We start from the raw sequence: 26,798 nt of genomic DNA, 5'->3' as shown, positions 1-26,798 counted from the left end.
GCCATTACCGCGCGGTTTCTCGGTGGGCTTCTGGCTAGACGTCAGCCTCCGTGCCTCGCGCCTAAGTGATGCGTGATCGATTCCTCGATGAGATCACGCGCCTGCGTACGCTGCGCTGGCTGCAATGCGGCTATTGTCTGTATAGCCAGTTTGGGGGAAAACTGGCTAAGCCTTTGGATTTTAATGGTCGGAGTGGCCGGATTCGAACCGACGACCCCTTGACCCCCAGTCAAGTGCGCTACCGGGCTGCGCTACACTCCGGACCGGTCGCGATGTATCGTGATAGACCGGCTCCGGTCAACCGAATTCGGTTGCTATCCTGCCTGAAGTAACAGCAACGGGGATTGCCGGTCGCTGCGCCGCCCGCAACTGCCACTGGTGGCGGTATTCGAGCGCGATGGCACCCCAGATCAGGCCAAGCAGCAGGTAGACATGGCGCCAGTGGTCGATGTCGATGAAGGTGCCGAGCCCGATATTGCCGATGAAGGCGACGTAGGCGCATAGAAGATAAGGCTGCCACGGCCGGTCGCGCAGCAGAATGCGGAAGCCGGCGGCGATCGTCCAGCACGTCAGCGTCAGGAACGACACGAAGCCGAGCCAGCCGTAATCCATCAGCATCTTCAGCCAGATGTCGTGGGTGTCCTCGCCGAACATCTTGCCGAACACGAGCGGGCCGATGCCGAACGGATGCTCCAGTGCCATCTGAAAGCCGATCGTATAGCGGGCGAAGCGGCCGAGGCGGGCGGTGTCGTAGCTTTGTTCGAGTTGCGCGCGGTTCGAGAACATCTCCGCGACGCCCGGCAGTTGCAGGATGACGATCATCGCGATGACCAGCAGTCCGACGGCGGCGATGGTCATGACGACGACGCGCAGCCTGAACTTGCCGCTGGCGCTCTGCAGGAACAAGGCACCGGTCAGCAGGATCGCCGAAACGGCGAACATGCCCCAGGCGCCGCGCGAAAAGGAAAAGAAGATGCCGGCGGTGATGATCAGCAGCGGCACCGCCAATAGCGGCATGCGCGCGACCGAACCGGTAAGCAGCAGGTAGAGCAGGTAGATGCCAGGCAGCACCAGGAAAGGCCCGAACACGTTCGGGTCCTGGAAGGCGCCGGCGGCGCGGTCGTATTTGGTGAAGATCTCGGCTCCTGGAAAGGCATGGAAATAGCCGGCTATGCCGACCAGCGAAGTCAGCACCGCCGACACCACATAGGCGACGAAGATCACCCGATAGAGACTGGGCCGGACGGCCGTAACGGAAGCGAAGAAAACCGCGGTGAGGGCCAGGAACAGCGAGACGGCGAGATAGAGCGGCGTGCCGGCGAGGTCCGACATCTGCGTCATCGAGATCATGCCGCCGATGTTCATGATAACCAGCAGCACCAGCAGCGGCACCGCCACGCGCTGTATGCGCAGGCCGAACAAGGGCCACACCACGATCAGCCCGATCATATAGAGGTCGTACGGCGCGGGCTCGGCAATGACGAAGCCGGACAGGAAGACGCCGAGGAAAACCGCCCCCGACGCAATCAGTGCAATCAGCTTGGCGTTGACCGCCGCAGCCGACAATTCATAGGCCGTCGCGCTCAATATGCGTTTTCCGTGTTGAGCAGGCGGATCGGCGTCAGGAACAGGATTTTGAGGTCGAACAGGAGCGACCAGTTCTCGATGTAGTAGAGGTCGTATTCCGTCCGCATGCGAATCTTCTCGTTGGTATCCATCTCGCCGCGCCAGCAATTGATCTGCGCCCAGCCGGTCACACCGGGCTTGACCTTGTGACGGGCGAAATAGCCGTCGACCACCTCATTGTAGAGGAGGTTGTGCGACTGCGCGGCAATGGCGTGCGGGCGCGGCCCGACCAGCGACAGCGAGCCGAACAGCGAATTGAAGAACTGCGGCAGTTCGTCGATCGAGGTCTTGCGGATGAAGCGCCCGACACGGGTGACGCGTGGATCGTTCTTGGTCACGGTCTGCTTCGCCGTCGGGTCCGCCTTGTCGGTGTACATCGAACGGAACTTGTAGACCTCGATGATCTCGTTGTTGAAGCCGTGCCGCTTCTGGTGGAACAGCACCGGCCCCTTGCTGTCGAGTTTGATCGCGATTGCGGTCGCCAGCATCACCGGCGAGAACGCGATGATGCCGATGATCGAAAAGACGATGTCGAAGGCGCGCTTGGCGACCGAATCCCAGTCGTTGATCGGCTTGTCGAAGATATCTAGCATCGGCACCGAGCCAATGTAGGAATAGGCGCGCGGCCTGAACTGCAGCGCGTTCGAATGCGCCGATAGCCGGATGTCGACCGGCAGCACCCACAGCTTCTTCAATAACTGCAGCACGCGCGATTCGGCGGTCAGCGGCAGCGATACGATCAGCATGTCGATGCGCGCGATGCGGGCAAATTCGATGAGTTCGGAAATCGTGCCGAGCTTGGGATAACCGGCGACAACCGGCGGCGACCGCTTGTCGCCCCGGTCGTCGAAGATGCCGCAGATGCGGATGTCGTTGTAGGGCTGCCTTTCGACCGAGCGGATCAGTACCTCCGCCGCCTTGCCGCCGCCGACGATGACGGCGCGGCGCTCCATCCGCCCGTCGCGTGCCCAGCGCCTGATCAGCTTCGACATCACCAGGCGGAGACCCAGGATCAGCACGAAGCCGACGACGAACCACGTGCCGAAGAGCAGGCGCGAATAGTCTTCCGACATTTTCATGGTGAAGGCGGTGAGCGCCATCAAGGCGAATGTTCCGGCCCAGACCAGCAGGAGACGGCCGAAATTGGCGATCGGCCGCATCAACGCGACGATCTGGTAGCAGTCGGTGACGTCGAACAGAACGACCGCGAGGAACGAGGTGGCGGCGATTGTCAGTGAGTATTGCCAGGCAAGATAGTTGAAAAAGCCGACATAATAGAAATAGACGGCAAGACCTGACACCAACAGCAGCGCGAATTCCACCATACGCAGGACGCCGCTCACCATGATCGGCGACATCGTATCGCGCCGGTATTGCGAGGCGACCTGGCGGGCAACATCGTTCATGCCGCCGGCCGTATTGTTCTCGGCAGGGGCGTCGAATTTGCGCACCGCGTCTAGCGAAAAACGGCGCGCTGGGTCGATTTCGTTCATGGGGCGTCCGCAGGTTTCCCTCAGGTGAATAGCAAAAGAGAGCTAAGAAACCCTTGAAACAACAGATGGCTTTGGAGACGCTTTCACCGGGGGGCCTTTTGCAGCCGTTGCTCTATTGTTTGAGCGCGGCGAAATAAGCCTTTTCGATTTCAGCGGCCATTACATCGGCGCCGAAGCGTGCCTTGAGGTCGGCGAGGCCGGGCATCAGGCCCTTGTAGGTGTCGAGATCGGCCAATGCGGCGCTTATCTTGTCGCCGAGTTCGCGCGGGTCGGGCCGGATCAGGGCAGGCGAGCCGGTGTCGAAGATTTCCGGTATGCCGCCGACCGCCGTCGCGATGATCGGCTTGCCGGCGGCGAGCGCTTCCAGAACGATATAGGGCATGGCTTCCGCGCGCGAGGGAACGACGACCAGTTCGGCCAGCGTGAAGGCGAGCCTGGCCGGCATCGGCGCCAGGAAGCTGACCTTGAGGCCGAGCTGATTCACCTGGGTGCGATAGCGCGGCAGGTCGTCGCCGTCGCCGACCATCAGCGCCCTCAATGGGCGGCCGAGGCGTGTCGCGGCTAGCCCCAGCGCATCGATGAAGATGTCCGGGCCTTTGAGGTCTCGCATCATGCCGATATAGAGGAGGTCAACCGCATCGTGCTCGGTCCGCACCGGCTCGAATTCGGCGGCGCGCAGGCCGTTGTGGACGAGAGCGTTCGGAATGGGCGGCTCGCCGACCTTCCTGCGATAAGTCCGCCGCTCATAATCGGAAACAAACAGCAGGCAATCGGTGAAGCGAGCCATGAAGCGCTCAAGCGCGAAGAACAGCTTCCCCATGGCGGTGGTCTCGTCATAGTGAAGCGAGCCGCCATGCGGCGAATAAAGGCGGGCTACGCGAGACCTGGATACCCGCAACAATGAGCCGAACAGACGGGCATAGGCGCCACCTTTGGCGCCATGCCCGTGCAGCACGTCCGGCCGCAATTCTTTTATGATCCTATAGGTGCGCCGGGCCGAAGCGAGATCGCCTGGCCCGACATGCCGCTGCATCGGGGTGCGATGAATGCCGAGCGCCAGGCTGCCTTTCATCTGTTCGAACAGCCGTTCCTCGAAATCGCCGCCAGTGGTCGAATCGCAGACGATGCCGACGGCATGGCCGGCGGCGACCTGAGCCTCGGTCAGGTCGCGCACATGCCGGAAGATGCCTCCGACCGGTGAGCGAAAGCAGTGGACGATCCTGAGTGTGTCCGCCACTTGGTCAGCACATCAAAACAGGCGTTCGCGAACATAGACTGTATCGCCGGGTAGTAGCGGATCGGAGGTCACCACGCGTCCGGTTATCACTTTGCCGTTGATGTCGCGGGTGATGTCGACGCTTTCCTGGTTGGCGCGCGGCGTGAACCCGCCGGCGATGGCGACGGCTTTCTGTACGGTCAGGCCTGGAACGTAGGAATACTGCCCCGCCGCACCCACTTCACCCATGACGAAGATCGGCCGGTAGCGATCGATTTCGACCGAAACATCGGGATCCCGCAAATAACCCTGGCGCAGTTTCTCGGCGATCTCGCCCTCGAGCTGCTGGGCGGTGTGGCCGCGCGCCGGCACGTTGCCGACGAGCGGCAGCGAGAGATAGCCGGACTGGTCGACGCTGTAGGTATTGGTCAGTCCTTCCTGCTCGAACACGGTTACGCGGACGCGGTCGCCGGCGCCGAGGCGATAGGGCTGGTCGAGAACTTCATGGAATGCGGCCGGCGTCGGCCGGTAGCTGGAGCAGCCCGAAAGCATCGATACGGCAAGCAGCGCGCGGAAAAGGGGAGCAGTGCTTTTCATGAGCGGACACGTACCTTTGAATAGCCGGCGACTCTGCGGCAAACCTTAACGATCGAGCTCGGTTATCATCCTGTTAGGGTTAATGGCCGGTAAAGGCGCGCGGCCGATGCGGGCCGGATCGACAAATGCAGATGGTTTTCAGCCTCTTGTTTGCTGATTGTTAGTAGAGCCTAACAGGTTCTTACCGCGATATTAACGGCTGAGTTACCATAGTTGTTTACGGTGCATGCTGACTCAGTACCGGAGCAGGGATGCATGTCCGTTCAATCCGCGGCCGCAGATGTCGACGTCGATCTCAGGCAGCTTTTCGCCAGCCTGGCGCGAAACTGGCTGCGCATCCTTGTCGTCGCGCTGGTTGTAACCGGCCTGGCCTTTGCGCTCGCCTGGCTTGCAACGCCCGAATACAAGGCGGCAGCCAAGCTGGAGATCGGGCCTCGAGAATCGGAGTTCACGCGGCCAGCCGGGGCCAACGGCAACGAGCGGTCGATTCCCGACGAAGAGGCTGTGGCCACCGAGGTCCAGATCATCTCGTCCCCCGACATCCTCAAGCAGGTGGCGGCGAAGCTCAACCTGGCGAAATTGCCCGAATTCGACGAGGCGCTGAAGATGTCGGCGCTGAGCCGCGCCCTTGTCCTTGTTGGCTTGAAAAGCGATCCGTTCGAGATTCCGCTGGAAGAGCGCGTGCTGGACGCAATGCATGAGAAGCTCAACGTCTATGGCGTTGAAAAAACCCGCGCGATCGCAATCGAGTTCTCGTCAGAGGATCCAAAGCTTGCCGCCGCGATCCCGAACGCCATTGCAAATGCCTATATCGCCTCCAAGGGCAATGCCAAGCTCGAATCGAATTCCGCCGCCACCGACTTTCTGGCGCCGGAAATCGCGGATCTGCAGAACCGGGTGAAGGAGGCGGAAGCCAAGGTTGCCGCATTCCGTGCGCAGTCCGATCTTTTGATGGGCGGCAACAATTCGGTGCTTGCCACCCAGCAGCTGTCCGAATTGTCGAGCGAACTGTCACGCGTGCGCGCCAATCGCGCTTCGGCGGAAGCGACCGCTGACGGCGTGCGCAGGGCGCTGCGCAATGGCGGCTCGCTGGATGCCGTTCCGGAGGTGTTGTCTTCCGAACTGATCCAGCGCCTGCGCGAGCGGCAAGTCGAACTCAAGAATAACATCGCCGACCTTTCCACCACCTTGCTCGACAACCATCCGCGCATCCGCGCGCTGAAGTCGCAGCTCGCCGATCTCGACCGCCAAATCCGCAACGAAGCGGAAAAGATCATGAAGGGTCTGATGGCGCAGGCCGAGACGGCGAAGGCGCGAGAGGCTCAACTCGTGGCAGACGTCAACACGCTGAAGGCGGCGTCCGCCCGCGCCGGCGAAGAGCAGGTGGAACTCGATGCGCTGCAGCGTGATGCAGCGACCAAGCGTCAGCAGCTCGATCTCTATTCGTCCAGCTATCTCCAGGCGGCTGCACGCAAGGATCGCAACTACCTGCCTGTCGATGCTCGCGTATTTTCGGAGGCCCAGGTGCCGGCCGAACCCTATTTCCCCAAGATTGGTCCGATTGTCAGTGCGGCCTTTGTCGGCTCGTTGCTCATCATGGCGATTGTCACGCTGCTGCAGGAACTGTTTTCCGGCCGCGCCATGCGTCCGGCCGCCGGTGCCCATTTCGAGCGCATCGAGCAGGTTGCGATGCCGGCTGTCCAGGCCGAACGCGTAATGGCCGAGCCCGACCCACCGATTGCCCGGCCCGAACCGGCAGCCGCCGAGATCGATGAGACCGACGACGACAAGATTATCGAGACCAAAGTGGAGCCGGAACCCGTCGCGGTGGCGGAAGCGGCTGCCGAGAAAATCGAACCGGAGTACTCTGAAATGGCTGCTGCAGACATTGAACCGGCACGTTCTGTCCTCGGCGAGGTCGACATCGACAAGGCCGCGGAAAAACTGATCGCCACCGGTGCCGCCCGCGCCATATTCGTGTCGCCGGAAGGCGACGAGGCGGCCGCCTCGGCGGTGCTGGTGGCGCGTGCGGTCTCTGACGCCGGGCTACGCGTGCTGCTGCTTGATCTCACCGCTTCGGGTGCCGCCTCGCGGCCGATGCTGGACAGCGGGCTGTTTCCCGGCATCACCGATCTGCTCGCCTCGCAAGCGCAGTTCAGCGATGTGATCCACCCCGATCTCTATTCGGACTGCCACGTTATTCCCGTCGGCACAGCCGATCCGGTTCGCGCCATGCGCGCCGCCGACCGGCTGCCGATCATCATGCAGTCGCTGACCACCGCCTATGATCTGGTCGTGGTCGAATGCGGGCCGGCCGACGCGCAAGGCATCAGCCGCCTGGTGGGCGAGGGGACCGAGGTCCTGCTCTCCATGCTGGAGCCGGACGACGAGGTGACGCTGGCCGCGGTCGCGCTCATCGAGAGCGGCTATCCTGACCTGACGCTGGTCACGCCAATCGGCCATGTGGCGCCGGGGCCAATGCCGGGACGGCGCTCGGCCGCCTGAGGCAGTTTTCTCAAATCGAAATCAGCTGTCGTCTTCGCCTGCGGCCGGTGCTGTCCGCCCCACGGCTTTGCGGCGCAGCAGCTTGGTCAGCTTCCAGACCATTGGGCTGTGCTTGATGAATGCCTTCAGGCTTGCGCCGTGCCTGAGCGCAAGCGCCAGCGCACGACCCTTCAGCGTCAGCGGAACCAGCACCTCGAAATGCTGCGTTTCGACATCGCACCACAATCGCTTGTAGGGTTCGTCGCCAACCGAGAAATCATAGATTTTGAAACCCGCCTCGCAGGCTTCCTGGATGTTCTCAAAGAACAGGAAGTCGCCCGGGCTGGTGTGTGCGAGGTCGTCCTCGGCAATCGCCCCGAATTCGCAGATCAGCCGCTTGCCCGAGCGGCTCGATCCGGTGACTGCACGAAGTTTGCCGGCGACTTCCAGCCCATGCAGGACGAACGACGGATCTTCCTCTTGAAGCGCGTCGGCAAACAGCGAGCGGAAAAAAGCGCGCACCTCCGCTCCACCGAAAACATTGGCGATACCCATCTTGCGAAAGCGGAATTCCTTCATCTCGAAAAAGGCATCGAGCTGCCTGTTCACCTCGTCCGCAGTCTTCGCCTCGACGCGACGATAGCTGCCGACGGCCTCGAACTTGCGCGCCTGCGAGCGATGTTTCTTGCGCCTGCGCTTGCCGCTCACGCGGGCGAGCAGTGCATCAAATCCTCCTATAAGACTGGCGGCCAGCGACAGATTGGGGCTCGAAAAATGCGACAAGGCGGAGAGCGGGTTGGCAACGCCGTCGAGATCGGGCAGCAGCCGCTCTAGTGCGACCAGATCGATGTCGCGCCGCGCCTTGGCAATCGCAGCCAGCATCGAGCGGATCGCCGCACTATCGGCATTCGCCAGCCATTGCGGGTCGGCGGCGGCAAAATTGCCGTTGGCATGGCGGCCGCCCATGAAGCGGGCGATGCGAAACGCTCCACCGCGAGTGACCTCCAGCGCCAACGAGAAGACCGGCCTGTCGTCGGCGCGCAGCGTCGCAACGACAACGTCGGCGCCGGTACGTGCGGCCCAGTTCAGGATCCAGCCTGCGCTCTGCGCCGGGGCAAAAAGCGCCGAATGGCAGAATTCTGCGTACCCCGCCAGCGCCGCACCATCGGCGACCGAGGTTGACAGGCCGGCCTTGCCGGCCGGCAAGGCACACGGCGACGCCTCGCTGCTTGCCAGCCGATTGCCGTCAAATGACGCGGTGGCGTCAACCATACCTCAATCCTTAGGGCGTATTCGTCGCGATTGGGGGTCCGCGCAGGCGCATTCCATGCTTGATGAGCTTAGGCGCAAAAGGTGAATGAATGATCGACGGGGGCGAGGCAATCCGCAAACTGGCGCTCAATCTCGCCCGTTATTCCGGTCTCGCTCCGCTGGCTAAACCATTTATCGGCGGCCTCGGCGCCATCCTGATGCTGCATCGGGTCACCGCAACACCGGAAAAGCCGAACGGCGTCAACCGCCACTTGAACATCGCGCCTGGGTTTCTCGACGCCGTGATCGCCGACATGAAGGCGAACGGCTACAGTTTCGTCACGCTGGACGAGGCGATCGAGCGCATCAAGGCTGGCGACAAGGACGGCCAGTTTGCGACGATCACGGCCGACGACGCCTATCGAGACAATATGACCGAGGCGCTGCCGGTGCTGGAGAAACACGGCGCGCCGATCACCATCTACGTCGCGCCGGGACTTATCGACGGCGCTGCCGATTTGTGGTGGGACGTGGTCGAGGACATCGTCAATGCGCGCGATCGCCTGACGCTGACGACGCCGGATGGCCCGGTGACGATCGACTGCTCTAGTCCGGGAAAAAAGGTCCAGGCCAATGCGCGCCTGCATGCTCATCTGACGCTGAAGGTGCGCGAGCAGGACCAGCGCGCGGTGTTGCGGGATCTGGCGCGCTCGAACGGCATCGTGTTGGGTGGTCCGCGCCCGAGCACGCTGATGAACTGGGACGAGATCCGCACCATGGCCGAGCACCCGCTGGTGACGATCGGCGCACATAGCGTCAATCACTGCAATCTGAAGCGGCTTTCCGAGAGCGACGCGCGACATGAAATCGGCGACGTCAAGCGCATATTGCAGGCCAAACTCGGCGAGGAGCCGCGCCATTTCGCCTATCCCTATGGGTATGCCAGCGCCGTCGGCCGCCGCGAAGTGGGCCTAGTCCGCGATGCCGGCTATGCCTCGGCGGTGACGACCCGCCACGGCATACTCCGCGCCGAGCATGCTGGGTTCCTGCATGCCCTGCCGCGCATTTCGGTCAACGGCCGCTATCAGAGCGTCGCCCACATCCGAACCATGCTGTCGGGCGTCACGACGCCGCTGGCCAATGCCGGCAAGACGGTGGTGACGATCTAACTGTTACCTCGGCTCTTCGGCCGCGGCTCCAGGATCAGCCACTTGATGATCCCCATCGCCGGCAGCACCCACAAAAGCCCGCTGAGCAGGAAGAAGACGAAGTGCGCCAGCGGCCCGGACTGCGACAATTGGGCGACCGCCACGATCGAGGCGACCAGCGCATAGACTATGACCAGCACTACCAGCAGGAAGCTTCCGATCAGCTTTTTCAGGCGAATGGGCATGGCGCGATCTCGTTGATCGTTATCGCTTAGGCCGAACAGCCAATACGCGCAACCCGCCAGAAACGGCGCGACGGCGTGCCGCGCTGTCCGGTCTTGCAAGCCGGGTTGCGATGGTTCACCAATCCGCGAATTCAACTGCCGGGACAAATCCATGGCTGCTGCCATATCCGATGCTGCGCCTTTCGCCGCCCGCGATCGCGACCTTCGCAACCGCGCGCTGGTACGCGGTTGGCTCTATGTCGTGCTCCTGGTGCTGTTTGGGCTGGTACTGGTCGGCGGCGCTACAAGGCTCACCAATTCCGGCCTGTCGATCACCGAATGGCAGCCGATACACGGCGTCATTCCGCCGCTCAATGATGCCGAGTGGCAGGAGGAGTTCGTGCGCTACCAGCAGATCCCGCAATATGCCGAACTCAACAAGGGCATGAGCATCGAGGCGTTCAAATCGATCTTCTGGTGGGAATGGGTGCACCGCATCCTGGCACGTAGTGTCGGTGTGGTCTTCGCCCTGCCACTGCTGTTCTTCTGGGCGACGCGCCGCATCGAGCGGGGCCTCGGCACGAAATTGTCGGGCATCCTCCTTCTCGGCGCCCTGCAGGGCGCGATAGGCTGGTGGATGGTGGCGTCCGGGTTGGTTGACCGGGTTTCCGTCAGCCAGTACCGGCTGGCGACGCATCTGACGTTGGCGGCACTTATCTTCACGGCGACCATGGTGGTCGCGCGTGGGCTGGCGCCGCACTCGGAACCTGCCGCCGACCGCTCGACGCAACGTCTGGCGGGCTTCCTGGTGCTGCTGGCGCTGGTCCAGATCTATCTCGGCGGGCTGGTCGCAGGGCTAGACGCCGGCTTGAGCTACAACACCTGGCCGCTGATGGACGGCAAGCTGGTCCCCGGCGACCTGCTGCTGCTCGAGCCGGCATGGCGCAATTTCTTCGAAAATCCGAAGACGGTGCAGTTCGTCCACCGGGTCGGCGCCTACACGATCTTCGCGGTCGCGCTCTGGCACATGATTGCGACTCGCCGGCGTCTGCCAGGCACGACGCATGCCCGGCGTGCGACGCTGCTGTTCCTGATCGTCGCGGTGCAGGCGTCGATCGGCATCGGCACGCTATTGATGCAAGTGCCGCTGCACATGGCCCTGACGCATCAGGCATTCGCGCTGGTTCTGCTGGGCTTCGCCGCCGCGCATTGGCGCGGTACCAAGGGCGCTTACCCGCTGCCCCACCAGATTGCTCTCAGAGGCTGAGCCGCACCCGCAGGATTGCCGCGGCAATCGCCAGTTCGCGGTTTTCGTCGACCGCATTGCGATCTTCATGGTGCCATGCAGCCGACAGGCAGCCATAAGCGATGGCGTGGTCCAGTATGGCGGGCGCCGTCTGGCCGAGCGTTGCGGCAAAGACTTGCGCCATATGGGCGATCCGCCGCGGATCGAGGCAAAGATCGTCTCGGTCGAGTGGGTTGTAGAACATGTTGGCGGCATCGAAGCCCGGGTCGCCGAGAACGCCCTTCGGGTCGATCGCCAGCCAGCCGCGCGGACCGTGCATGATGTTGTCGTGATGCAGGTCGCCATGCAGCGGCCGCACGTCATGCGGATTGGACAACAGCCGTTCCGCGATTTCGGCAGCTTGGACATACAGGCTCCTTTCGCCGGCGGCGCGATCGGCCTTTGCCTTTTTGAACAGGCTGAAAAACCGTGTCCGCAGCGGCTGAAGGTCCGGCGGGGCAGGACGCGTCGACGGCGAGAGCAGTCTGGCCATCACCTCCGCCGCGATGGTGGTGGCGGTATTGTCGTCCTGATCCACAATGATCTGTGACAGCGAGGTTTCGCCGGCGTATTCGAGCAGCATGCGGTGGCCGTCGCGGCCGAGCAACCGCACCGCGCCTTCGCCGCGTCGCCAGGCGAGGAAATGCTCGCCACGCAACTCGTCCTCGACATCGTCGAAAGGCTTTAGATCCTTGACGATTGCCGGCGAGCCGTCCTCGCGCGCGACCTTCCAGATGCGGCTGCTGAACGTTTCGACGATCAGTTCGGGCGCGCCGACCTTCCAGCGCTTCGGAAATGCCGGCGCATCCATTCAGAGGCCGAGCATCAGATCCATGTTCTGCACGGCGGCGCCCGAGGCGCCCTTGCCGAGATTGTCGTAGACCGCAAGCAGCAGCGCCTGCGCTCGATCGTCATTGGCGAAGACGTAGAGCTTCATCCGGTTGGTGCCGTTATAGATCTCCGGATCGATCTCAGGCACGCGTTCCTGATGCAGATACGGCGCCACCTCGACCACGCCGCCATCGATGGAAGCGAAATGATCGGCGATCGCCGCGTGAAGCTCGGCGCCGGTCGGCACATGGTCGAGGCCGCCGAGTTGCAGCGGCACCACGGTGATCATGCCTTGCGCGAAATTGCCGACCGCCGGCTGCATGATCGGATCGTACGAAAGCCTGGCATAGGTCCTGAGCTCAGGCACGTGCTTGTGCTGCAGCGTCAGCCCGTAGGGCAGGAATTCCGGCGCATCCTCGCCCTTGGCGACATAATCCTCGATCATCGGTCGGCCGCCGCCGGAATAGCCGGAAATGCCGTTGACGGTGACCGGAAAATCGGCCGGCAACAGCCCCGCCGCAACCAGTGGCCGCAGCGTCGCGATTGGTCCTTGCGGCCAGCAGCCTGGATTGGCGACGCGCTTCGCCGAAGCGATCTTCCTCGCCTGGTCCTTATCCATTTCGGCGAAACCATATTCCCAGCCGTCGGCGACACGATGCGCTGTCGAGGCGTCGATCACTTTGGTGGTGTCATTGGCGATCAGCGCAACGCTTTCCTTGGCGGCCGCGTCCGGTAGGCAGAGGATCGCGACATCGGCGGCATTAAGGAACTCGGCGCGCGCTGCCGTTTCCTTGCGGCGCTCGGTCGGGATGGAGATGATTTCCAGGTCGCCGCGCTCGGCAAGCAGCGCCCTGATCTGCAGGCCGGTGGTGCCGTGTTCGCCGTCGATGAAGATTTTCGGTTTCATTGCCTGTCAAAATTCCTGTTGTCTCAAAGCTATATGCCGCTTGCCTGATTCAATGCGGCAACGCTGTGATTGCCCTGGCTCATTTCCTCGAGCCGGACCTTTCGTTCCGCCAGCAGCCCGAGATAGTGCATGGCCACCATCGAGCCGGCAATTGCCGTTATATCGGCGTGATCATAGGCTGGCGCAACCTCGACGACGTCGGCGCCGACGATATCGACCTGGTTGATCTGGCGCAGCACCGACAGGATCTTTGCCGAAGACGGGCCTCCTGCGACCGGCGTTCCGGTGCCGGGCGCAAAAGCCGGATCCAGGCAGTCGATGTCGAAAGTGACATAGGTCTTCTTTCCGCCGGTACGGTCGACAATGGCATAGGCAATGTCGGACGCTCGCATTTCCTCCACTTCATGGCCATACAGGATCTTGATGCCGAACGTGTCGGGCGCATGGGTGCGAATGCCGATCTGGATCGAGCGGTCGGGGTCGATGATGCCCTCCTTGACCGCACGGCCGACGAAGGAGCCGTGATCGATGCGCTTGCCGTCGTCGGGCCAGGTGTCCTGGTGTGCGTCGAACTGCACCAGAGCCAGCGGGCCGTGGACGGCGGCATGCGCCTTGAGCAGCGGCCAGGTGACGAAGTGATCGCCGCCGAGTGACAGCAGAAAGGCGCCGGATTTCAGGATCTTCGCCGCTTCGCGTTCGATCGTGGCAGGCGTCTTCTGGTGATTACCGCTGTCGAGCAGGCAGTCGCCATAATCGACCACGGCAAGCTGTTCGAACAGGTCGCGCGAAAACGGATATTGCGGATCGTTGTCGAGGATGGCCGAGGCGCGGCGAATCGCCTGCGGTCCGAAACGGGCGCCCGGCCGATTGGTGACCGCAGCGTCGAAGGGAATGCCCCACACCACTGCATCGGCATCCTTCACGTCCTTCGAATATTTGCGCCGCATGAACGACAGCGCGCCGGCATAGGTCGGCTCGAACGACGCGCCCGTCCTGGAGCGGGTGGTGAAGGCGTGATCGATGGTCCTTGGCGGCATGAAGAGATCTCCTGTGCGTCGACGCGCAACCTTATTGGACATAATTCTCAGAATTGCGACCCCTGCGGAGGATCATGGCCATTCGATCGGGTCACAAATCCTTGCTCGCCAGGCGAACCCCGCATGGCTCGCCAGGAGACTGCCTGGCAAGCAACCGAAAGTCGCCGCCGACTGCTTCGGCCGGCGCTGACCTGATTTTCAGGCATTTGCAAGCCGGCTTCGTTCACCTGCCTGTCACGGGCATCGCTTAACCGGGGTGCGATCCCGGTAAGGAGCGATTCTCATGCGAACGATTTGGCTGAGCCTTGTGCTTTCCGCGGCGCTGGCGGTCTCCCTTGGTCATGCATCCGCAGGCGAAACGCGCGCCAGGCAGATTCTCGACCGGTTCGAGCACGCCAACCAATGGCGCGACCATGTGATGGTGGCCGCGCACCGCGCCGGTGGCATGCAGGCCGGCAAGACGCTCTATCCCGAAAATTCGATCGCCGCCGTCGAGGCGTCGATCGCAATGGGGGCCGAAATCGTCGAGGTCGACATCAGGCGCTCGAAGGACGGCGAATTCGTCGTCATGCATGACAGCTGGCTTGACCGCACCACGACCTGCAAGGGCGAGGTGGTCAACCGAATGCTGGCCGAACTCAAGACGTGCCGTTTAGTGATCGAAGGCACCGGCGCCGTTACCGGCGAGACGGTCTCGACCTTGGGCGAAATGTTGATGGCGACCAGGGACAGGGTCCTTATCAATCTCGACAACAAGCTCGATGTCGATAGCCTGGCGGGCATGATTGCGGTTGCGCGCGATCTCGGCATGGCCGAACAGGTGATCGTCAAGGAGAACCTGTGGAGTGCGGAGAGGATCACCACGGTCAAGGCTGCCATGGACGCGATCGGCAGCGGCTTCCAGTTCATGCCGATCATCGCCGATGACGCGGTTCGCGACGCCATGTTTGCCGAGAAAGTCAGCCAGGCCTTCCCGGTGCGCGCAGTCGAGATGATCAACTGGCGCATGGGATCGGAGACACTGACGGAGACCGGCGGTCCGCTGTTCAGCCCGCGCATGCGCGCGCTGGCGGTGAGGGGCGACTGGCACATCTGGGCCGACACCTACGCCATCGTCAACAAGCCGGGTGGCTTCCTCGCCGGCGGCCGCGGCGACGAGCTGGCGGTGGCGGCCAGCCTGCCGCGCGAGACCTACGGCTTCTGGGTCGAGCGCGGCGCGACCATCATCCAGACCGACGAACCGAGGGCCGCCATCGGTTGGCTGGCGGCGAACGGTTTTCGCGTACCCTACGCCGGTGAGAAGCGCCCGTCCGAGCCGGCCAACACGGCCAGCATTAACTAACGCCTGGCACGAACCAGAGTGATTGCCACGCTACGCGTGAGCGGGGACATTGCCGCCGATACCGTCCAATTCCTCGAGCGCATCTTCCGGCAGCGCGAGATCGCCCGCGGCGAGGTTCTCCCTGAGATGCGCGACGGAAGACGTGCCCGGGATCAGCAGGATGTTGGGCGCACGCTGCAGCAGCCAGGCGAGTGCGACCTGCATTGGCGTGGCGCCGAGGCGCGCCGCGACATTCGACAAGGTCGACGACTGCAACGGGTTGAAACCGCCAAGCGGGAAGAACGGCACATAGGCGATGCCGTCACGGCCAAGTTTGTCGATCAGGGCATCGTCGCCCCGGTGCGCCAGATTGTACTGGTTCTGCACGCAGACGATTTCGACCATCCGCCGCGCTTCCGCGATCTGCGCAGCGGTGACGTTGCTCAGCCCGATGTGACGCACCAGGCCCTGCCGCTGAAGCTCGGCCAGAACGGCGAGCTGCGCCTCGATCGATCCTTCGGCGGGGCCATGCACGTCGAATGTGATTCTGAGGTTGACCACATCCAGCACGTCGAGCCCGAGATTGCGCAAATTGTCGTGCACCGCCTGGGTCAATTCTTCGGGCGAGAAGGCCGGGATCCACGAGCCGTCCGCGCCGCGCCGGGCACCAATCTTGGTGACGATTGTGAGGTCGTCGGAATAGGGCGCGAGCGCCTCTCGGATCAGCCGGTTGGTGACATGCGGACCATAGAAATCGCTGGTATCGATGTGATCGACACCTTGCGCGACGGCTTCGCGCAGCACGGCCAATGCCGCGTCACGGTCCTTGGGCGGACCGAAAACGCCCGGCCCTGCGAGTTGCATGGCGCCGTAGCCGAGCCGCTTCACGGTGCGGTCGCCGAGAGTGAATGTGCCTGACTTGTCGATGCTGGACATGATCTTTGCTCCTTCTGGGATGATGCACAGATACACGCTGTCCGATCTCATGATAATTGGGTACAATTTGCACGGGCTGTACGGAATAGCGAACAATGAATATCGACCTTGGAGATCTGAACGCCTTCGTGACCGTAGCGCGCGCCAGGGGTTTTCGCGATGCGGCGCGCATGAGCGGCGGCAGTGCGTCGGGCTTGAGCGAGGCGGTGCGGCGCCTGGAGACGCGGCTCGGTGTCAGGCTGCTCAACCGGACGACCCGCAGCGTTGTCCTGACGGAAGCCGGCGAAGGCCTGTTGGCGCGGCTCGGTCCTGCCTTGACCGAGGTGGAGTCGGCCCTCGACGTGGTGAACGGCTTTCGCGACAGGCCGGCAGGTACGTTGCGCCTCAATGTGCCGGTCAGCGCGGCGCGGCTGGTGCTGCCCGGCATCGTTCCGCCTTTTCTCGCCGCCTATCCAGGCATCCGGTTGGAGGTGATCTCAGAGGAGAGCTTCGTCGATGTGCTGGCGGCGGGGTGTGACGCCGGCATTCGCTATGAGGAGCGGCTGGAGCAGGACATGATCGCCGTGCCGATCGGACCGCGCGTGCAGCGCTTCGCTACAGCCGCCAGCCCTGCCTACCTGGATCGTCATGGCCGGCCGCAACACCCGAGCGACCTGCTCGGCCACGCCTGCCTGTGCGGCCGCTTTGCCAGCCGTGCGATGCCGCCGTGGGAGTTCGAGCGCGACGGCGAGGTGGTGCGGGTCGACCCAAGTGGGCCGCTTCTCGTGACCCTGGGCGGGGCGACCCACCTCAAGGTCGATGCAGCCATCGCCAGCACAGGCATCGTCAGCCTGTTTGAGGATTGGCTGCGCCCTCACTTCGAGAGCGGGGCGCTCGAACCGGTGCTTGAACCGTGGTGGCAGAGCTTCTCCGGGCCGTTCCTTTATTATCCTGGCCGGCGCCTCGTACCGGCGCCGCTGCGGGCGTTTATCGACTTCATCAAGGTATCGGCCGGCCAGCCCTGACATCCGGGAGAGCCGCGCCCGAAAATAAGCGCGGCTCCCTTCCCTCAGGTGACCTGCCGCTATGCTTCGCGGCAGGTCTTGCTTGGACTATTTGACCGGGATCATCAGGTGCGCGTACGGCGTACCGGGGAACATGACATATGGCTGCGTCGGATTCGGCTCGTGGGGATACAACGCCATCAAGTCCGGTGCATTCATGACCATCACGTGCGGACCGTCATGCAGCCATTCGGCCCCTTCCGGCGGCTTGGTTGCAAAGGGATCGGTATTGCTGGCCGCATCGCCTCCCTTCAGCATATAGGCGAAGGCAACCTTTCCTGCTGGCGGCTCCTTCTTGGACATGATCGCGTGCATCCACGCCATTCCATTCTCATCCGTGCACATTGGGTCGTCTGCGGGAGTGCCAGGGTCGTCCGGGATGCAAGTGAAGCCGTTGGTGCCCTTCCTCAACGTCTTCATCTCCCAATTCACGACGGCGGCGTTTTTGCCAACAGCCTCCGGTGCCGCTGTAATCGCATTCTCGATCAGCTGCTCGTCGCTTTTATCGGCCGCAGGCGCGGCGAATGCCCAAGTCACGGCGACAGCTGCTAGAAATACACTGCTGGAATGGATGCGCATTGCCTCCTCCTTCGCGAGCGTCAGGTTGCCGGCGCGTCGCAACGTGCACAGCTCCCGCTCTTTGAAGTTGGCTGCTGCCCTGGGGTCTGGAACGCGCCTGTAATTAAGATACTACTAATATTACGTGGGGTCACCTGAAGATGCGGGATTGCTATGTCGACAAACAAAAGGGGCTGCGAATACGCAGCCCCTTTGAAAAAATCGATAGAAAATAGGGTATTTAGCGCTTCGAGAACTGGAAGCTCCGGCGGGCCTTCGCCTTGCCGTACTTCTTGCGCTCGACGACGCGGCTGTCGCGGGTCAGGAAGCCGCCCTTCTTGAGTACGGCGCGCAGCGCCGGCTCGTAATAGGTCAGCGCCTTGGAGATACCGTGGCGCACGGCACCGGCCTGGCCGGAAAGGCCGCCGCCGATGACGGTGGCGACGATGTCGTACTGGCCGGCGCGATTGGCGGCGATGATCGGCTGGTTGAGGATCATCTGCAGGACCGGGCGTGCGAAATATTCGGCGAACACCTTGTCGTTGACGACGATCTTGCCGGAGCCGGGCTTCACCCAGACACGGGCGATGGCGTTCTTGCGCTTGCCGGTGGCATAGGCGCGGCCCGATTTGTCGAGCTTCTGGACATGGACGGGTGCTGCCGGCTGGGTGTTGGTATTGCCGGTTGCAGTTCCGAGTTCTGCGAGCGAGGAAAGCTCAGCCATCTTACGAAACCTTCTTGTTCTTGGCGTTCAGCTTGGCCACGTCGAGGACGACGGGCTGCTGGGCGACATGCGGATGTTCCGTGCCTGCATAGACGCGGAGATTCTTCATCTGGCGACGGCCGAGTGGGCCACGCGGGATCATGCGTTCGACGGCCTTCTCGACGACACGCTCGGGGAAACGACCCTCGAGCAGCTGGCGCGCGGTGCGCTCCTTGACGCCGCCGGGGTGGCCGGTGTGCCAGTAATAGACCTTGTCGGTGAACTTCTTGCCGGTGAACACCACCTTGTCGGCATTGATGACGATGACGTTGTCGCCGTCGTCGACATGCGGGGTGAAGGTGGGCTTGTGCTTGCCGCGAAGATGATTGGCGATGACAGTGGCGAGACGGCCGACGACGAGACCCTCGGCGTCGATCAGCACCCACTTCTTCACCACATCCGCAGGCTTCTGCGAAAAGGTTGCCATGGATTGTTGCTTTCGGTTCGGACCTTCAAAAGAAGGCGTTTCTTGTTGCTTGGATTGGCGAAAGGCACTTGCCGTCGCCAATAACAAAACGGCGGCCTTTGCGGGCCGCTGTTCCGTGAGGGCTTATAGGGGAGGGTGGCGACTACGTCAAGGCGCGTGAAAAGCCATCTCTGGGGTAAAATAAAACAAAAACAATGACTTGATAATAAGGTATTATTTTACCACATCTCCAATCCGCCTTGGCGGGATCGAATAGGTGCCCGTTGCGTGCGCTACCGTGTGTCCCTCCGGGCCGGCGACGATGTCGATATCGAACACCATCAGGCTCTTGCCCAGCTTCAGGATGCGGCAATGGCCGTCGATCGGTCCGGCCTCGGCCTTGCGGACGAAATTGATGTTGAGACTGGTAGTGACCGAAAGCGCATCCGGCCCGGCATGCGAAAGCACGCAGACATAGCCGCCTATGTCGGCCAGCGTGAACAGCGCCGAACCCGAGACGGTGCCGCCGGGACGCAAATGGCGCTCGTCGGCATTCAGCCGCACGACACAGCCGCCTGGAAACACCTCCAACGCCTCATAGAAGTTGAACTGGTCGTTGAGTTGCGGGAAAACGGTCGCCATCAGCGCGTTGACGTCAGCAGCCGTCAGCACCGGCTTGAGATTGCTTTGGGCAGGCATGGCGGTCTCTCGTTTGCGCCTGCCTGTTTGAGCGCAGCGTGCGGTTTCTGGCAACAGCCATTCATTATGGCAGAAGCGGAGTGTTGGACGAAGCGAGACCCGGATACTAGATTAGTCGATCACCGATCCGGAATCGCGGAGGAATGACCCATGGCCGAAATCGTCGCCATCAAGCCTGCCGTTGCCGAAGGGCCGGTCGCCGCCCGGCTGGATAAGGGCGTCCTGCGCCTGACGCTCGCCAATCCGCCGGCCAATGCTCTTTCGCTCGCAGTGATGGCGGCACTGACGACGGAACTCGACCGCGCCAAGGCCGACAAGTCCGTCCGCGTCATCATCCTTGGGGCGGCCGGCAAAGTGTTCTGCGCCGGGCATGACCTCAAGGAGTTGAGCACGCATCGCGCCGATGCCGATCGCGGCAGGGCCTTCTTCGAAAAGACGTTTTCCGCCTGCGCTTCACTGATGCAGGCGATCGTTCGCCATCCCAAGCCGGTGATCGCCGAAGTCGACGGCCTGGCGACGGCGGCCGGATTGCAGCTGGTCGCCAGCTGCGACCTCGCCATCGCCTCGCACGAGGCGACCTTCTGCACGCCTGGCGTCAATATCGGACTGTTCTGCTCGACGCCGATGGTGGCGCTGTCGCGCAACGTCTCGCGCAAGCACGCCATGGAGATGCTTTTGACCGGCGAGACCATCGATGCGGCAACCGCCAAGGAATTCGGCTTGGTCAACCGCGTCGTGCCGCGCGAATATCTGAATCAGATTGTCACCAAATACGCGCAAACCGTTGCGTCCAAATCGTCCCTGGTCGTCAAGATCGGCAAGGAAGCCTTCTATGAGCAGGCGGAAATGGGGCTGGCCGAGGCCTATGATTACACCGGGCGCGTCATGGTCGAGAACATGCTGGCGCGCGATGCGGAAGAGGGCATTGGCGCCTTCATCGGCAAGCGCAAGCCGGAATGGCCGGAGGAATAGGAGCCGGATATGGAACCGCGCATCTCCATCATCACCATCGCCACCGACGATCTCGAGCGCGCGACGCGCTTCTATGAGACGATGGGCCTGACCCGCCATGCCGGGATCACCGACGGCGTTGCCTTTTTCCAGATGGGCGGCGCCATTCTTGGCTTGTTTCCGCGCCCAAGCGCCGAAGAGGATTCGGGCGTTACCTTCTCCAAGGCGCCGTCGGCCGTCTACCTCGCCTACAACACCCGCTCCGACGCCGAAGTCGATGAAGTGCTGGCGATGGCCAAGAAGGCCGGCGGTGGTATCGTCAAGCCGGCCGGGCGCGCCTTCTGGGGTGGCTGGTATGGCTATTTCGCCGATGCGGACGGGCATGTCTGGGAAGTGGCGCACAATCCGGCTTTTCCGATCGCGGAAGACGGATCGATTTCGCTGCCGGCCTGACGAGGTTCCCCTCTGGCTCATCGCAAGCAACTGACGCGGCTGAAGGCGCCCTATCTCAAACGCATCCTGATCGAGCCCAGCCGGGTCGTCGATTGGGAAAAATATCCCTGGAACCTGCCGATCTTTCACGGTCATGAATTCGAGCTCGAATTCACCACGCCGATCACCATCATCGTCGGCGAGAACGGCACCGGCAAATCGACATTGCTCGAAGCGATCGGCGCGCTGGCCGGCTACGATGAAGCCGGCGGCGGCAAGGGCTACATGCCGGTCGACCACTCCCGCGCCATCGACAAGAGCGGCGCGGCGCTGGCGGCAACGTTGCGCGGCCACTGGCTGCCGAAGGTCACTGCTGGCTGGTTCTTTCGCGCCGAATCCTTCTATTCGGTCGCCCGCTATCTCGATCAGGCTGCCATCGACGCACATGAGGCGCCGCCCGACTTCCTGTCCTGGTCGCATGGCGAGGGCTTCATCAGATTCTTCGAGGAGCGCTGCCGCCGGCAAGGCATTTACATTCTGGACGAGCCCGAAAGCGCCTTGTCGCCGACGCGGCAGATCGAACTTCTCAAGATGCTGCGGCGGATGGACCAGTCCGGCACGGCACAGGTGATCATGGCGACGCATTCGCCGCTGCTGATGGCCTGTCCCGGCGCGCGGCTGTTCCGCATCAGCCGGTCCGGGCTCGACCCCGCCGATTTTAGCGATACCGACCATTTCCGCATGATGCGCAATTTTTGCAATGATCCAGATGGTTTTCTCGCCGAAGCGCTGTATGAGGACGAGGCATGAACCACGACGCCTACGACAACGCCTATATCGCCGGCATTCTCAATTCGGTGAAGACCATCGCCATGGTCGGCGCGTCGGCCAATGACGTGCGGCCGAGCTATTTCGTGCTGAAATATCTGCTCGGCAAGGGGTTTTTGGTGTTCCCGATCAATCCCGGCCAGGCCGGCAAGGAGATCCTCGGCCAGATGACCTACGCCAGGCTCGCCGACGTTCCGGTGCCCGTAGACATGATCGACGTCTTTCGAGCTTCCTCTGCCGTGCCGGGCATTGTCGACGAGGTGTTGCGGCTCGATCCGCTGCCGAAGGTCATCTGGATGCAGCTTGGCATACGCCATGACGAGGCGGCCGCGCGCGCCGAAGCCGCCGGCATCAAGGTGGTGATGAACCGTTGCCCCAAGATCGAATATGGCAAGCTGTCGGGCGAGATCGGCTGGACCGGCGTCAATTCAGGCGTGCTGTCGTCGAAGAAGCCGCTGATGCGCCCGGGGTTCCAGAGTTTCGGCGTTCGCCAGAAGTAGGTGGTGAATGGTGAATAGAAGGATTTTTCTGGAAGGCCGGCAACGCGGCATATGAGCCGCTTGCAATCAGGGTGGGGCTGGCCGACTTTGCCATTCACCATTCACCATTCACCATTCACCATTCACCATTGAGGGAGGTTTTCGATGGCCCGCACGCCCGGTTTCAACACGCTCGCCGTCCATGCCGGCGCCAAGCCGGATCCGGCGACCGGCGCGCGAGCGACGCCGATCTACCAGACGACCTCCTTCGTCTTCGACGATGCCGACCATGCCGCCTCGCTGTTCGGGCTAAAAGCGTTCGGCAACATCTACACCCGCATTATGAACCCGACCCAGGCGGTGTTGGAAGAGCGCATCGCGGCACTCGAAGGCGGCACGGCAGGCCTTGCGGTCGCCTCCGGCCATGCCGCGCAGGTGCTGGTCTTCCACAATCTGATGCAGCCCGGCGACAATTTCGTTTCAGCGACAAAGCTTTACGGCGGCTCGATCAACCAGTTCGGCCATGCCTTCAAGAATTTCGGTTGGCAGGTGCGCTGGGCCGACACCAACGACATCTCGACCTTCGAGAGCCAGATCGACGACAGGACCAAGGCGATCTTCATCGAAAGCCTGGCCAATCCGGGCGGCGTCTTCGTCGACATCGAGAAGATCGGCGACATTGCCCGCAAGCACGGCCTGCCGTTGATCGTCGACAACACACTGGCCTCGCCCTATCTGCTGCGGCCGATCGAACATGGCGCCGACATCGTCGTGCATTCGCTGACCAAGTTCATCGGCGGTCACGGCAATTCCATCGGCGGCGCCATCGTCGACGGCGGCACCTTCGATTGGTCGAAGTCGGGCAAGTATCCGATGCTGTCGGAGCCGCGCCCCGAATATGGCGGCCTCGTGCTGCACGAAACCTTCGGCAATTTCGCTTTCGCCATTGCCGCCCGCGTGCTCGGCCTGCGCGATATCGGCGCGGCGATTTCGCCGTTCAACGCCTTCCTGATCCTGACCGGCCTGGAAACCTTGCCGCTCAGGATGCAGCGCCACTGCGACAATGCGGCGGCGGTCGCCGGATGGCTCTCCAACCACCCCAAGGTTGCCTGGGTGTCCTATCCCGGCCTGCCCGACGACAAGAACAATGCGTTGCAGAAGAAGTACTCGCCGCTCGGCGCCGGCGCGGTGTTCACCTTCGGGTTGAAGGGCGGCTACGCGGCGGGCATCAAGTTCGTCGAGGCGCTCGAACTGTTCTCGCACCTGGCCAATGTCGGCGACACTAAGTCGCTGGTCATCCACCCGGCATCGACCACGCATCGCCAGCTTTCCGACGAGCAGAAGATCAACGCCGGGGCAGGGCCGGACACGGTCAGGCTTTCGGTCGGTATCGAGGACGTCAATGACATCGTCGCCGATCTGGAACAGGCTCTCGCCAAGGTTTGATCGCCATGACCACGCCGAGATTTCTTTCCGTCGGCGTCGACACCGTCGAACCGGAACTTGGCGCACCGGCGCCGGATCGCCTGATTTCGGGCGATCCGAAATTCCGCACCTGGAATGTCGAGGAACAGGACGGCGGCCTCTATGCCGGCATTTGGGAAGCGACGCCAGGCAAATGGCGCATCGAATATGATGAATGGGAGTTCTGCCACATCCTGTCAGGGGTCTCGGTGATCGCCGAAGACGGCGGCGATGCGCGCACTGTCGGGGCCGGCGATAGTTTCGTGCTGAGGCCGGGCTTTAAGGGCAGCTGGGAAGTGCTTGAAACGACTCGCAAGGAGTATGTGATCAAGCTTTGATCACCCCTGCGGCTGAGCCTGCCGGACCGAATGCTCAAAAGCGCACGGCGAGCGTCTCCAGCCCATGGAAATGATAGGTGTCGCGTAAGCGCGGCTGTTCGGCAAGATGCAGCCGCGGTAAGCGCTCGAACAAGGTTTTCAGCGACACCTGCAGTTCGAGCCGGGCGAGCGGCGCGCCGATGCAGAAATGGATGCCGGCGCCGAACGATATGTTCTTCTGGTCGGCACGGTCCGGCCTGAAGGCGAAGGGCTCGGCAAAGGCCACCGGGTCGTGGTTGGCCATGCCGAGCAGCAGACCGATCGTCTCGCCCGGCTGAACGATGATCCCGGCCCCGGCCTCGATCTCTTCATAGGCATAACGCGTGAACATGTGCAGTGGCGCGTCATAGCGTAGGCACTCTTCGACTGTCGCGGCTGTTGCTTCCGGCGAGGCGAAGAAGCGGCGCGGGTCGCCGCCTTGCGCAAGGATCGAGCGCACAGCATTGCCGGTCTGGTGGACAGTTGCCTCATGGCCGGCATTGAGCAAAAGGATTGCCGAGGACACCAGTTCGTCCTCCGACAGTTTCTGGCCGTCCTCCTGTGCTGCAATCAGCAGCGACAGAAGATCCTCGCCAGGCCTCTTTCTTCGCTCGGTGACGTAGCCGCGCAGAAAATCGGAAAAGTCGCGCGCGGCGCGATTGGCCGTGTCCTCCGTCTCGCGGGTGCGGCCATGCATGTACATGGCGACCATCCGATGCGACCAGTCGAGCAGCTGCGGCCCCATGTCGACCGGCACGCCGAGCATTTCCGCAATGATGGTGATCGGCAAGGGAGCGGCGAACGCCGGCAGCAGGTCGACTCCTCCTGGTTCGAAACGGTCGATCAGTTCATTGGCCAGCGCCTCGACGCGCGGCCTGAGCCGCTCGACCTGGCGCGAGACGAAGGCGCGGTTGACCAGCGTTCTGAGCCGTGTGTGGACCGGTGCCTCCAGCTCCAGCATCGAATTGGCCTCGACACCGTCGAAGGCGCTGAGATGCGTGCGGTCCTGGCCGATGCCCCGGCTGTCTGGAATGCCGGCCGGGTTCTGGCGGCCGAAGCGGCGATCGCGCAACAGACGGTTGACGTCGTCGAAGCCGCCAAAGCACCAGAAACCAAATTCTTCCCAGACGAAGGCGTTCGATGCGCCGTGCAGGAAGGCATACGCCTCGTATGGATTCTGGAAAAAAGCCGGCTCGTGCGGATCGAGCCGCAGGCGACGCGTGGCTGGATCAAAGGCGAGGTAGGGCGGCTTCAATTCGGTCATGCCAGATCATTAGCGCGGCTTGCTAGTCTGGTGCCAGACCGTATGTTGCCCTCCCGTGAGGTGAGCCGCCGAAGCGGTTGCGGAAGGACGGTTTCATGAATGTGATCGTGGTCGGTGCGGGCATTGCCGGGCTTTCCACAGCGTGGTCGCTGGTCAAGGCCGGTCACCTCGTCTCGATCGTCGAGCAGGGACCGATTCCCAATCCGCTTGCAGCGTCGGGCGACCATCATCGCATTATCCGCCGCGCCTACCGGGCCGGAACGGGCTACGGCCGGCTGATCACCGAAGCCTACGAAGCATGGTTCGAGATGTGGGCCGATCTCGGCGAAAGCCATCTCGATCCGCGCGGCTTCATCTGTATTTCGCGGGAGCCGGGAGATGAGGCGGAGGAATACCGCGAAGGCATGGAAGCCGGGAATTATCCGTTCGAATTGTTCGAACCGGACGCCGCGGTCGAACGCTGGCCGTTCCTGCAGCCCGGTTCGTTCCGCTATGCGTATTTTTCGCCGGACGGTGGCGCGTTGCATTGCCGCAAGATCGCCTGGGGCCTCGCCAGATGGCTGCGCGCGAACGGCGCCAATGTCTACGAAAACAGCAAGGTGGTCGAGATCGACGCCGCCACCGGACATGTCGTGCTTGCGAGCGGCGAAACGATGCAGGCCGACCAGATCATCGTCGCTGCCGGCGCCTGGGTGCTAAAGCTGTTCCCGGAGCTGGATGGCCAACTGAAAACCTGGCGCACCGCACTCGCCTACGTCGAACCGCCGGCGGATCTGAAAGCAGCTTGGCAGGCTGCACCGGTCGTCCTCGACATCGGCGGCAGCGTCGACGGCTATGCAATCCCGCCGACAGGTGGAGCCGGCATGAAATTCGGCTCGGGCCTGCACAGGGTGCCGACCAGCGATGCCGAGTGGAACCGCCAGCCGGTGCCGGGCGAGGGTGAGGCGATCCGCAACCTGTTTTCGCCGCCGATTGCCCGCATCGCGGAATACAAGGTCACCGAAGTGGTCACCTGCGCCTACACCTTCACCGCCGACGAGAAGTTCCTGGCCCACCGGAAAGGCAGATGCCTGGTCGTCTCGGCCTGCTCCGGCCACGGCTACAAGTTCGGCGCGGCAGTTGGCAGAAGGGTTGCGGCCTGCGTCGGCAATGGCGATGTCGACGGCCTGAAGAAATGGCTCAGGGCCGAGGCGGCCTGA

The 26,798-nt window shown here is 62.7% G+C and carries 27 protein-coding genes and 1 tRNA gene; 12 read left to right on the top strand and 16 right to left on the bottom strand.

Annotated elements, in window-relative coordinates; translation table 11 throughout:
* Nucleotides 1–184 precede the first annotated feature (184 nt).
* The 5 genes from NKJ46_RS05310 to NKJ46_RS05290 form a co-directional block, all read right to left on the bottom strand.
* Nucleotides 185–261, bottom strand: a tRNA-Pro gene (locus NKJ46_RS05310).
* A gap of 36 nt (nucleotides 262–297) precedes the next feature.
* Nucleotides 298–1,587 (bottom strand): O-antigen ligase family protein, encoded by a 1,290-nt coding sequence (locus tag NKJ46_RS05305; protein WP_352662739.1) that lies wholly within the window; start codon nucleotides 1,585–1,587, stop codon nucleotides 298–300.
* Entirely contained in the window at nucleotides 1,584–3,119 is a 1,536-nt protein-coding gene (locus NKJ46_RS05300; RefSeq protein ID WP_352662736.1) for an undecaprenyl-phosphate glucose phosphotransferase, read from the bottom strand. Before NKJ46_RS05300 ends, NKJ46_RS05305 begins: the two co-directional genes overlap by 4 nt.
* Nucleotides 3,120–3,231: 112 nt before the next feature.
* Nucleotides 3,232–4,356, bottom strand: coding sequence for a glycosyltransferase family 4 protein (locus tag NKJ46_RS05295; protein ID WP_352662733.1), 1,125 nt, complete (start codon nucleotides 4,354–4,356; stop codon nucleotides 3,232–3,234).
* A 12-nt stretch (nucleotides 4,357–4,368) separates the two neighbouring features.
* Nucleotides 4,369–4,932, bottom strand: a complete 564-nt coding sequence (locus NKJ46_RS05290; protein WP_254817578.1) for a polysaccharide biosynthesis/export family protein — start codon at nucleotides 4,930–4,932, stop codon at nucleotides 4,369–4,371.
* Between the two features lie 255 nt (nucleotides 4,933–5,187).
* On the opposite strand from NKJ46_RS05290, the gene NKJ46_RS05285 reads away from it, so the two are divergent.
* A complete protein-coding gene (locus NKJ46_RS05285) occupies nucleotides 5,188–7,437 on the top strand; it encodes a GumC family protein (protein WP_352662730.1) in 2,250 nt (749 codons plus the stop codon).
* Between the two features lie 21 nt (nucleotides 7,438–7,458).
* On the opposite strand, the gene NKJ46_RS05280 is transcribed toward NKJ46_RS05285, so the two are convergent.
* Nucleotides 7,459–8,688 carry a GNAT family N-acetyltransferase gene (locus NKJ46_RS05280; RefSeq protein WP_352662727.1) on the bottom strand — a complete coding sequence of 410 codons (1,230 nt, stop codon included), beginning with the start codon at nucleotides 8,686–8,688 and terminating at the stop codon, nucleotides 7,459–7,461.
* Between the two features lie 89 nt (nucleotides 8,689–8,777).
* Here NKJ46_RS05280 and NKJ46_RS05275 point away from each other — a divergent pair, with 89 nt between their 5' ends.
* Entirely contained in the window at nucleotides 8,778–9,836 is a 1,059-nt protein-coding gene (locus tag NKJ46_RS05275) for a polysaccharide deacetylase family protein (protein WP_352662724.1), read from the top strand.
* On the opposite strand, the gene NKJ46_RS05270 is transcribed toward NKJ46_RS05275, so the two are convergent.
* Entirely contained in the window at nucleotides 9,833–10,060 is a 228-nt protein-coding gene (locus tag NKJ46_RS05270; protein WP_352663355.1) for a DUF2842 domain-containing protein, read from the bottom strand. The two genes, NKJ46_RS05275 and NKJ46_RS05270, sit on opposite strands and share 4 nt — an antisense overlap.
* Nucleotides 10,061–10,211: 151 nt before the next feature.
* Here NKJ46_RS05270 and NKJ46_RS05265 point away from each other — a divergent pair, with 151 nt between their 5' ends.
* Nucleotides 10,212–11,306 (top strand): COX15/CtaA family protein, encoded by a 1,095-nt coding sequence (locus tag NKJ46_RS05265; protein ID WP_352662721.1) that lies wholly within the window; start codon nucleotides 10,212–10,214, stop codon nucleotides 11,304–11,306.
* On the opposite strand, the gene NKJ46_RS05260 is transcribed toward NKJ46_RS05265, so the two are convergent.
* From NKJ46_RS05260 to speB, 3 genes are read right to left on the bottom strand one after another with little or no spacing between them, the layout of a single operon-like run.
* Nucleotides 11,296–12,135 carry an aminoglycoside phosphotransferase family protein gene (locus NKJ46_RS05260; RefSeq protein ID WP_352662718.1) on the bottom strand — a complete coding sequence of 280 codons (840 nt, stop codon included), beginning with the start codon at nucleotides 12,133–12,135 and terminating at the stop codon, nucleotides 11,296–11,298. The two genes, NKJ46_RS05265 and NKJ46_RS05260, sit on opposite strands and share 11 nt — an antisense overlap.
* Nucleotides 12,136–13,062, bottom strand: coding sequence for an N-acetyl-gamma-glutamyl-phosphate reductase (gene argC / locus NKJ46_RS05255; protein ID WP_352662715.1), 927 nt, complete (start codon nucleotides 13,060–13,062; stop codon nucleotides 12,136–12,138).
* A gap of 29 nt (nucleotides 13,063–13,091) precedes the next feature.
* Nucleotides 13,092–14,099 (bottom strand): agmatinase, encoded by a 1,008-nt coding sequence (gene speB / locus NKJ46_RS05250; protein ID WP_352662712.1) that lies wholly within the window; start codon nucleotides 14,097–14,099, stop codon nucleotides 13,092–13,094.
* Between the two features lie 283 nt (nucleotides 14,100–14,382).
* On the opposite strand from speB, the gene NKJ46_RS05245 reads away from it, so the two are divergent.
* On the top strand, nucleotides 14,383–15,441 hold the full coding sequence (locus NKJ46_RS05245; protein ID WP_352662710.1) for a glycerophosphodiester phosphodiesterase family protein: 1,059 nt from the start codon (nucleotides 14,383–14,385) through the stop codon (nucleotides 15,439–15,441).
* 30 nt (nucleotides 15,442–15,471) lie between these two features.
* Here NKJ46_RS05245 and NKJ46_RS05240 read toward each other — a convergent pair whose 3' ends face one another.
* Nucleotides 15,472–16,356, bottom strand: a complete 885-nt coding sequence (locus NKJ46_RS05240) for an aldo/keto reductase family oxidoreductase (RefSeq protein WP_352662707.1) — start codon at nucleotides 16,354–16,356, stop codon at nucleotides 15,472–15,474.
* A gap of 95 nt (nucleotides 16,357–16,451) precedes the next feature.
* Here NKJ46_RS05240 and NKJ46_RS05235 point away from each other — a divergent pair, with 95 nt between their 5' ends.
* Nucleotides 16,452–17,360: a LysR family transcriptional regulator gene (locus NKJ46_RS05235; RefSeq protein WP_352662704.1), complete on the top strand. Its 909-nt coding sequence runs from the start codon at nucleotides 16,452–16,454 to the stop codon at nucleotides 17,358–17,360.
* Nucleotides 17,361–17,447: 87 nt separating this feature from the next.
* On the opposite strand, the gene NKJ46_RS05230 is transcribed toward NKJ46_RS05235, so the two are convergent.
* From NKJ46_RS05230 to NKJ46_RS05215, 4 genes are all read right to left on the bottom strand, one after another.
* Nucleotides 17,448–17,978: a hypothetical protein gene (locus NKJ46_RS05230; protein WP_352662701.1), complete on the bottom strand. Its 531-nt coding sequence runs from the start codon at nucleotides 17,976–17,978 to the stop codon at nucleotides 17,448–17,450.
* 220 nt (nucleotides 17,979–18,198) lie between these two features.
* Nucleotides 18,199–18,681: a 30S ribosomal protein S9 gene (gene rpsI / locus NKJ46_RS05225; RefSeq protein WP_023717316.1), complete on the bottom strand. Its 483-nt coding sequence runs from the start codon at nucleotides 18,679–18,681 to the stop codon at nucleotides 18,199–18,201.
* A gap of 1 nt (nucleotide 18,682) precedes the next feature.
* Nucleotides 18,683–19,147, bottom strand: a complete 465-nt coding sequence (rplM, locus tag NKJ46_RS05220; protein WP_023674645.1) for a 50S ribosomal protein L13 — start codon at nucleotides 19,145–19,147, stop codon at nucleotides 18,683–18,685.
* A gap of 213 nt (nucleotides 19,148–19,360) precedes the next feature.
* Complete coding sequence (locus tag NKJ46_RS05215; protein WP_352662698.1) at nucleotides 19,361–19,825, bottom strand: PaaI family thioesterase; 465 nt, start codon at nucleotides 19,823–19,825, stop codon at nucleotides 19,361–19,363.
* Nucleotides 19,826–19,975: 150 nt separating this feature from the next.
* Here NKJ46_RS05215 and NKJ46_RS05210 point away from each other — a divergent pair, with 150 nt between their 5' ends.
* The 6 genes from NKJ46_RS05210 (at nucleotide 19,976) to NKJ46_RS05185 (ending at nucleotide 24,317) form a co-directional block, all read left to right on the top strand.
* On the top strand, nucleotides 19,976–20,797 hold the full coding sequence (locus NKJ46_RS05210) for an enoyl-CoA hydratase (protein WP_352662695.1): 822 nt from the start codon (nucleotides 19,976–19,978) through the stop codon (nucleotides 20,795–20,797).
* Between the two features lie 9 nt (nucleotides 20,798–20,806).
* Nucleotides 20,807–21,229, top strand: a complete 423-nt coding sequence (locus NKJ46_RS05205; RefSeq protein WP_352662692.1) for a VOC family protein — start codon at nucleotides 20,807–20,809, stop codon at nucleotides 21,227–21,229.
* A 12-nt stretch (nucleotides 21,230–21,241) separates the two neighbouring features.
* Nucleotides 21,242–22,018, top strand: coding sequence for an AAA family ATPase (locus tag NKJ46_RS05200; RefSeq protein ID WP_352663353.1), 777 nt, complete (start codon nucleotides 21,242–21,244; stop codon nucleotides 22,016–22,018).
* A complete protein-coding gene (locus NKJ46_RS05195) occupies nucleotides 22,015–22,536 on the top strand; it encodes a CoA-binding protein (RefSeq protein WP_352662690.1) in 522 nt (173 codons plus the stop codon). The genes NKJ46_RS05200 and NKJ46_RS05195 overlap by 4 nt, the downstream gene beginning before the upstream one ends.
* A 144-nt stretch (nucleotides 22,537–22,680) precedes the next feature.
* Nucleotides 22,681–23,961, top strand: a complete 1,281-nt coding sequence (locus NKJ46_RS05190; RefSeq protein WP_352662687.1) for an O-acetylhomoserine aminocarboxypropyltransferase — start codon at nucleotides 22,681–22,683, stop codon at nucleotides 23,959–23,961.
* Between the two features lie 5 nt (nucleotides 23,962–23,966).
* Nucleotides 23,967–24,317, top strand: coding sequence for a cupin domain-containing protein (locus NKJ46_RS05185; RefSeq protein ID WP_352662685.1), 351 nt, complete (start codon nucleotides 23,967–23,969; stop codon nucleotides 24,315–24,317).
* A gap of 34 nt (nucleotides 24,318–24,351) precedes the next feature.
* Here the strand turns inward: NKJ46_RS05185 and NKJ46_RS05180 are convergent, their stop codons facing one another.
* Nucleotides 24,352–25,599, bottom strand: a complete 1,248-nt coding sequence (locus NKJ46_RS05180; protein WP_352662682.1) for a cytochrome P450 — start codon at nucleotides 25,597–25,599, stop codon at nucleotides 24,352–24,354.
* A 95-nt stretch (nucleotides 25,600–25,694) separates the two neighbouring features.
* Here NKJ46_RS05180 and NKJ46_RS05175 point away from each other — a divergent pair, with 95 nt between their 5' ends.
* Complete coding sequence (locus NKJ46_RS05175; RefSeq protein WP_352662680.1) at nucleotides 25,695–26,798, top strand: NAD(P)/FAD-dependent oxidoreductase; 1,104 nt, start codon at nucleotides 25,695–25,697, stop codon at nucleotides 26,796–26,798.

It is taken from the genome of Mesorhizobium sp. M0166 (genome assembly GCF_040322255.1).
Lineage (GTDB): Bacteria > Pseudomonadota > Alphaproteobacteria > Rhizobiales > Rhizobiaceae > Mesorhizobium.
Note: the sequence above shows the minus strand (reverse complement) of the source record. Positions and strands in the feature narration are given on the sequence as shown.

Coding starts and splice junctions, on each gene's coding strand:
- NKJ46_RS05300 (WP_352662736.1), bottom strand. CDS start 3,119: ATGAACGAAATCGACCCAGCGCGCCGTTTTTCGCTAGACGCGGTGCGC.
- NKJ46_RS05290 (WP_254817578.1), bottom strand. CDS start 4,932: ATGAAAAGCACTGCTCCCCTTTTCCGCGCGCTGCTTGCCGTATCGATG.
- NKJ46_RS05285 (WP_352662730.1), top strand. CDS start 5,188: ATGTCCGTTCAATCCGCGGCCGCAGATGTCGACGTCGATCTCAGGCAG.
- NKJ46_RS05280 (WP_352662727.1), bottom strand. CDS start 8,688: ATGGTTGACGCCACCGCGTCATTTGACGGCAATCGGCTGGCAAGCAGC.
- NKJ46_RS05275 (WP_352662724.1), top strand. CDS start 8,778: ATGATCGACGGGGGCGAGGCAATCCGCAAACTGGCGCTCAATCTCGCC.
- NKJ46_RS05270 (WP_352663355.1), bottom strand. CDS start 10,060: ATGCCCATTCGCCTGAAAAAGCTGATCGGAAGCTTCCTGCTGGTAGTG.
- NKJ46_RS05265 (WP_352662721.1), top strand. CDS start 10,212: ATGGCTGCTGCCATATCCGATGCTGCGCCTTTCGCCGCCCGCGATCGC.
- NKJ46_RS05260 (WP_352662718.1), bottom strand. CDS start 12,135: ATGGATGCGCCGGCATTTCCGAAGCGCTGGAAGGTCGGCGCGCCCGAA.
- argC (WP_352662715.1), bottom strand. CDS start 13,062: ATGAAACCGAAAATCTTCATCGACGGCGAACACGGCACCACCGGCCTG.
- speB (WP_352662712.1), bottom strand. CDS start 14,099: ATGCCGCCAAGGACCATCGATCACGCCTTCACCACCCGCTCCAGGACG.
- NKJ46_RS05245 (WP_352662710.1), top strand. CDS start 14,383: ATGCGAACGATTTGGCTGAGCCTTGTGCTTTCCGCGGCGCTGGCGGTC.
- NKJ46_RS05240 (WP_352662707.1), bottom strand. CDS start 16,356: ATGTCCAGCATCGACAAGTCAGGCACATTCACTCTCGGCGACCGCACC.
- NKJ46_RS05235 (WP_352662704.1), top strand. CDS start 16,452: ATGAATATCGACCTTGGAGATCTGAACGCCTTCGTGACCGTAGCGCGC.
- NKJ46_RS05230 (WP_352662701.1), bottom strand. CDS start 17,978: ATGCGCATCCATTCCAGCAGTGTATTTCTAGCAGCTGTCGCCGTGACT.
- rpsI (WP_023717316.1), bottom strand. CDS start 18,681: ATGGCTGAGCTTTCCTCGCTCGCAGAACTCGGAACTGCAACCGGCAAT.
- rplM (WP_023674645.1), bottom strand. CDS start 19,147: ATGGCAACCTTTTCGCAGAAGCCTGCGGATGTGGTGAAGAAGTGGGTG.
- NKJ46_RS05215 (WP_352662698.1), bottom strand. CDS start 19,825: ATGCCTGCCCAAAGCAATCTCAAGCCGGTGCTGACGGCTGCTGACGTC.
- NKJ46_RS05210 (WP_352662695.1), top strand. CDS start 19,976: ATGGCCGAAATCGTCGCCATCAAGCCTGCCGTTGCCGAAGGGCCGGTC.
- NKJ46_RS05205 (WP_352662692.1), top strand. CDS start 20,807: ATGGAACCGCGCATCTCCATCATCACCATCGCCACCGACGATCTCGAG.
- NKJ46_RS05195 (WP_352662690.1), top strand. CDS start 22,015: ATGAACCACGACGCCTACGACAACGCCTATATCGCCGGCATTCTCAAT.
- NKJ46_RS05190 (WP_352662687.1), top strand. CDS start 22,681: ATGGCCCGCACGCCCGGTTTCAACACGCTCGCCGTCCATGCCGGCGCC.
- NKJ46_RS05185 (WP_352662685.1), top strand. CDS start 23,967: ATGACCACGCCGAGATTTCTTTCCGTCGGCGTCGACACCGTCGAACCG.
- NKJ46_RS05180 (WP_352662682.1), bottom strand. CDS start 25,599: ATGACCGAATTGAAGCCGCCCTACCTCGCCTTTGATCCAGCCACGCGT.
- NKJ46_RS05175 (WP_352662680.1), top strand. CDS start 25,695: ATGAATGTGATCGTGGTCGGTGCGGGCATTGCCGGGCTTTCCACAGCG.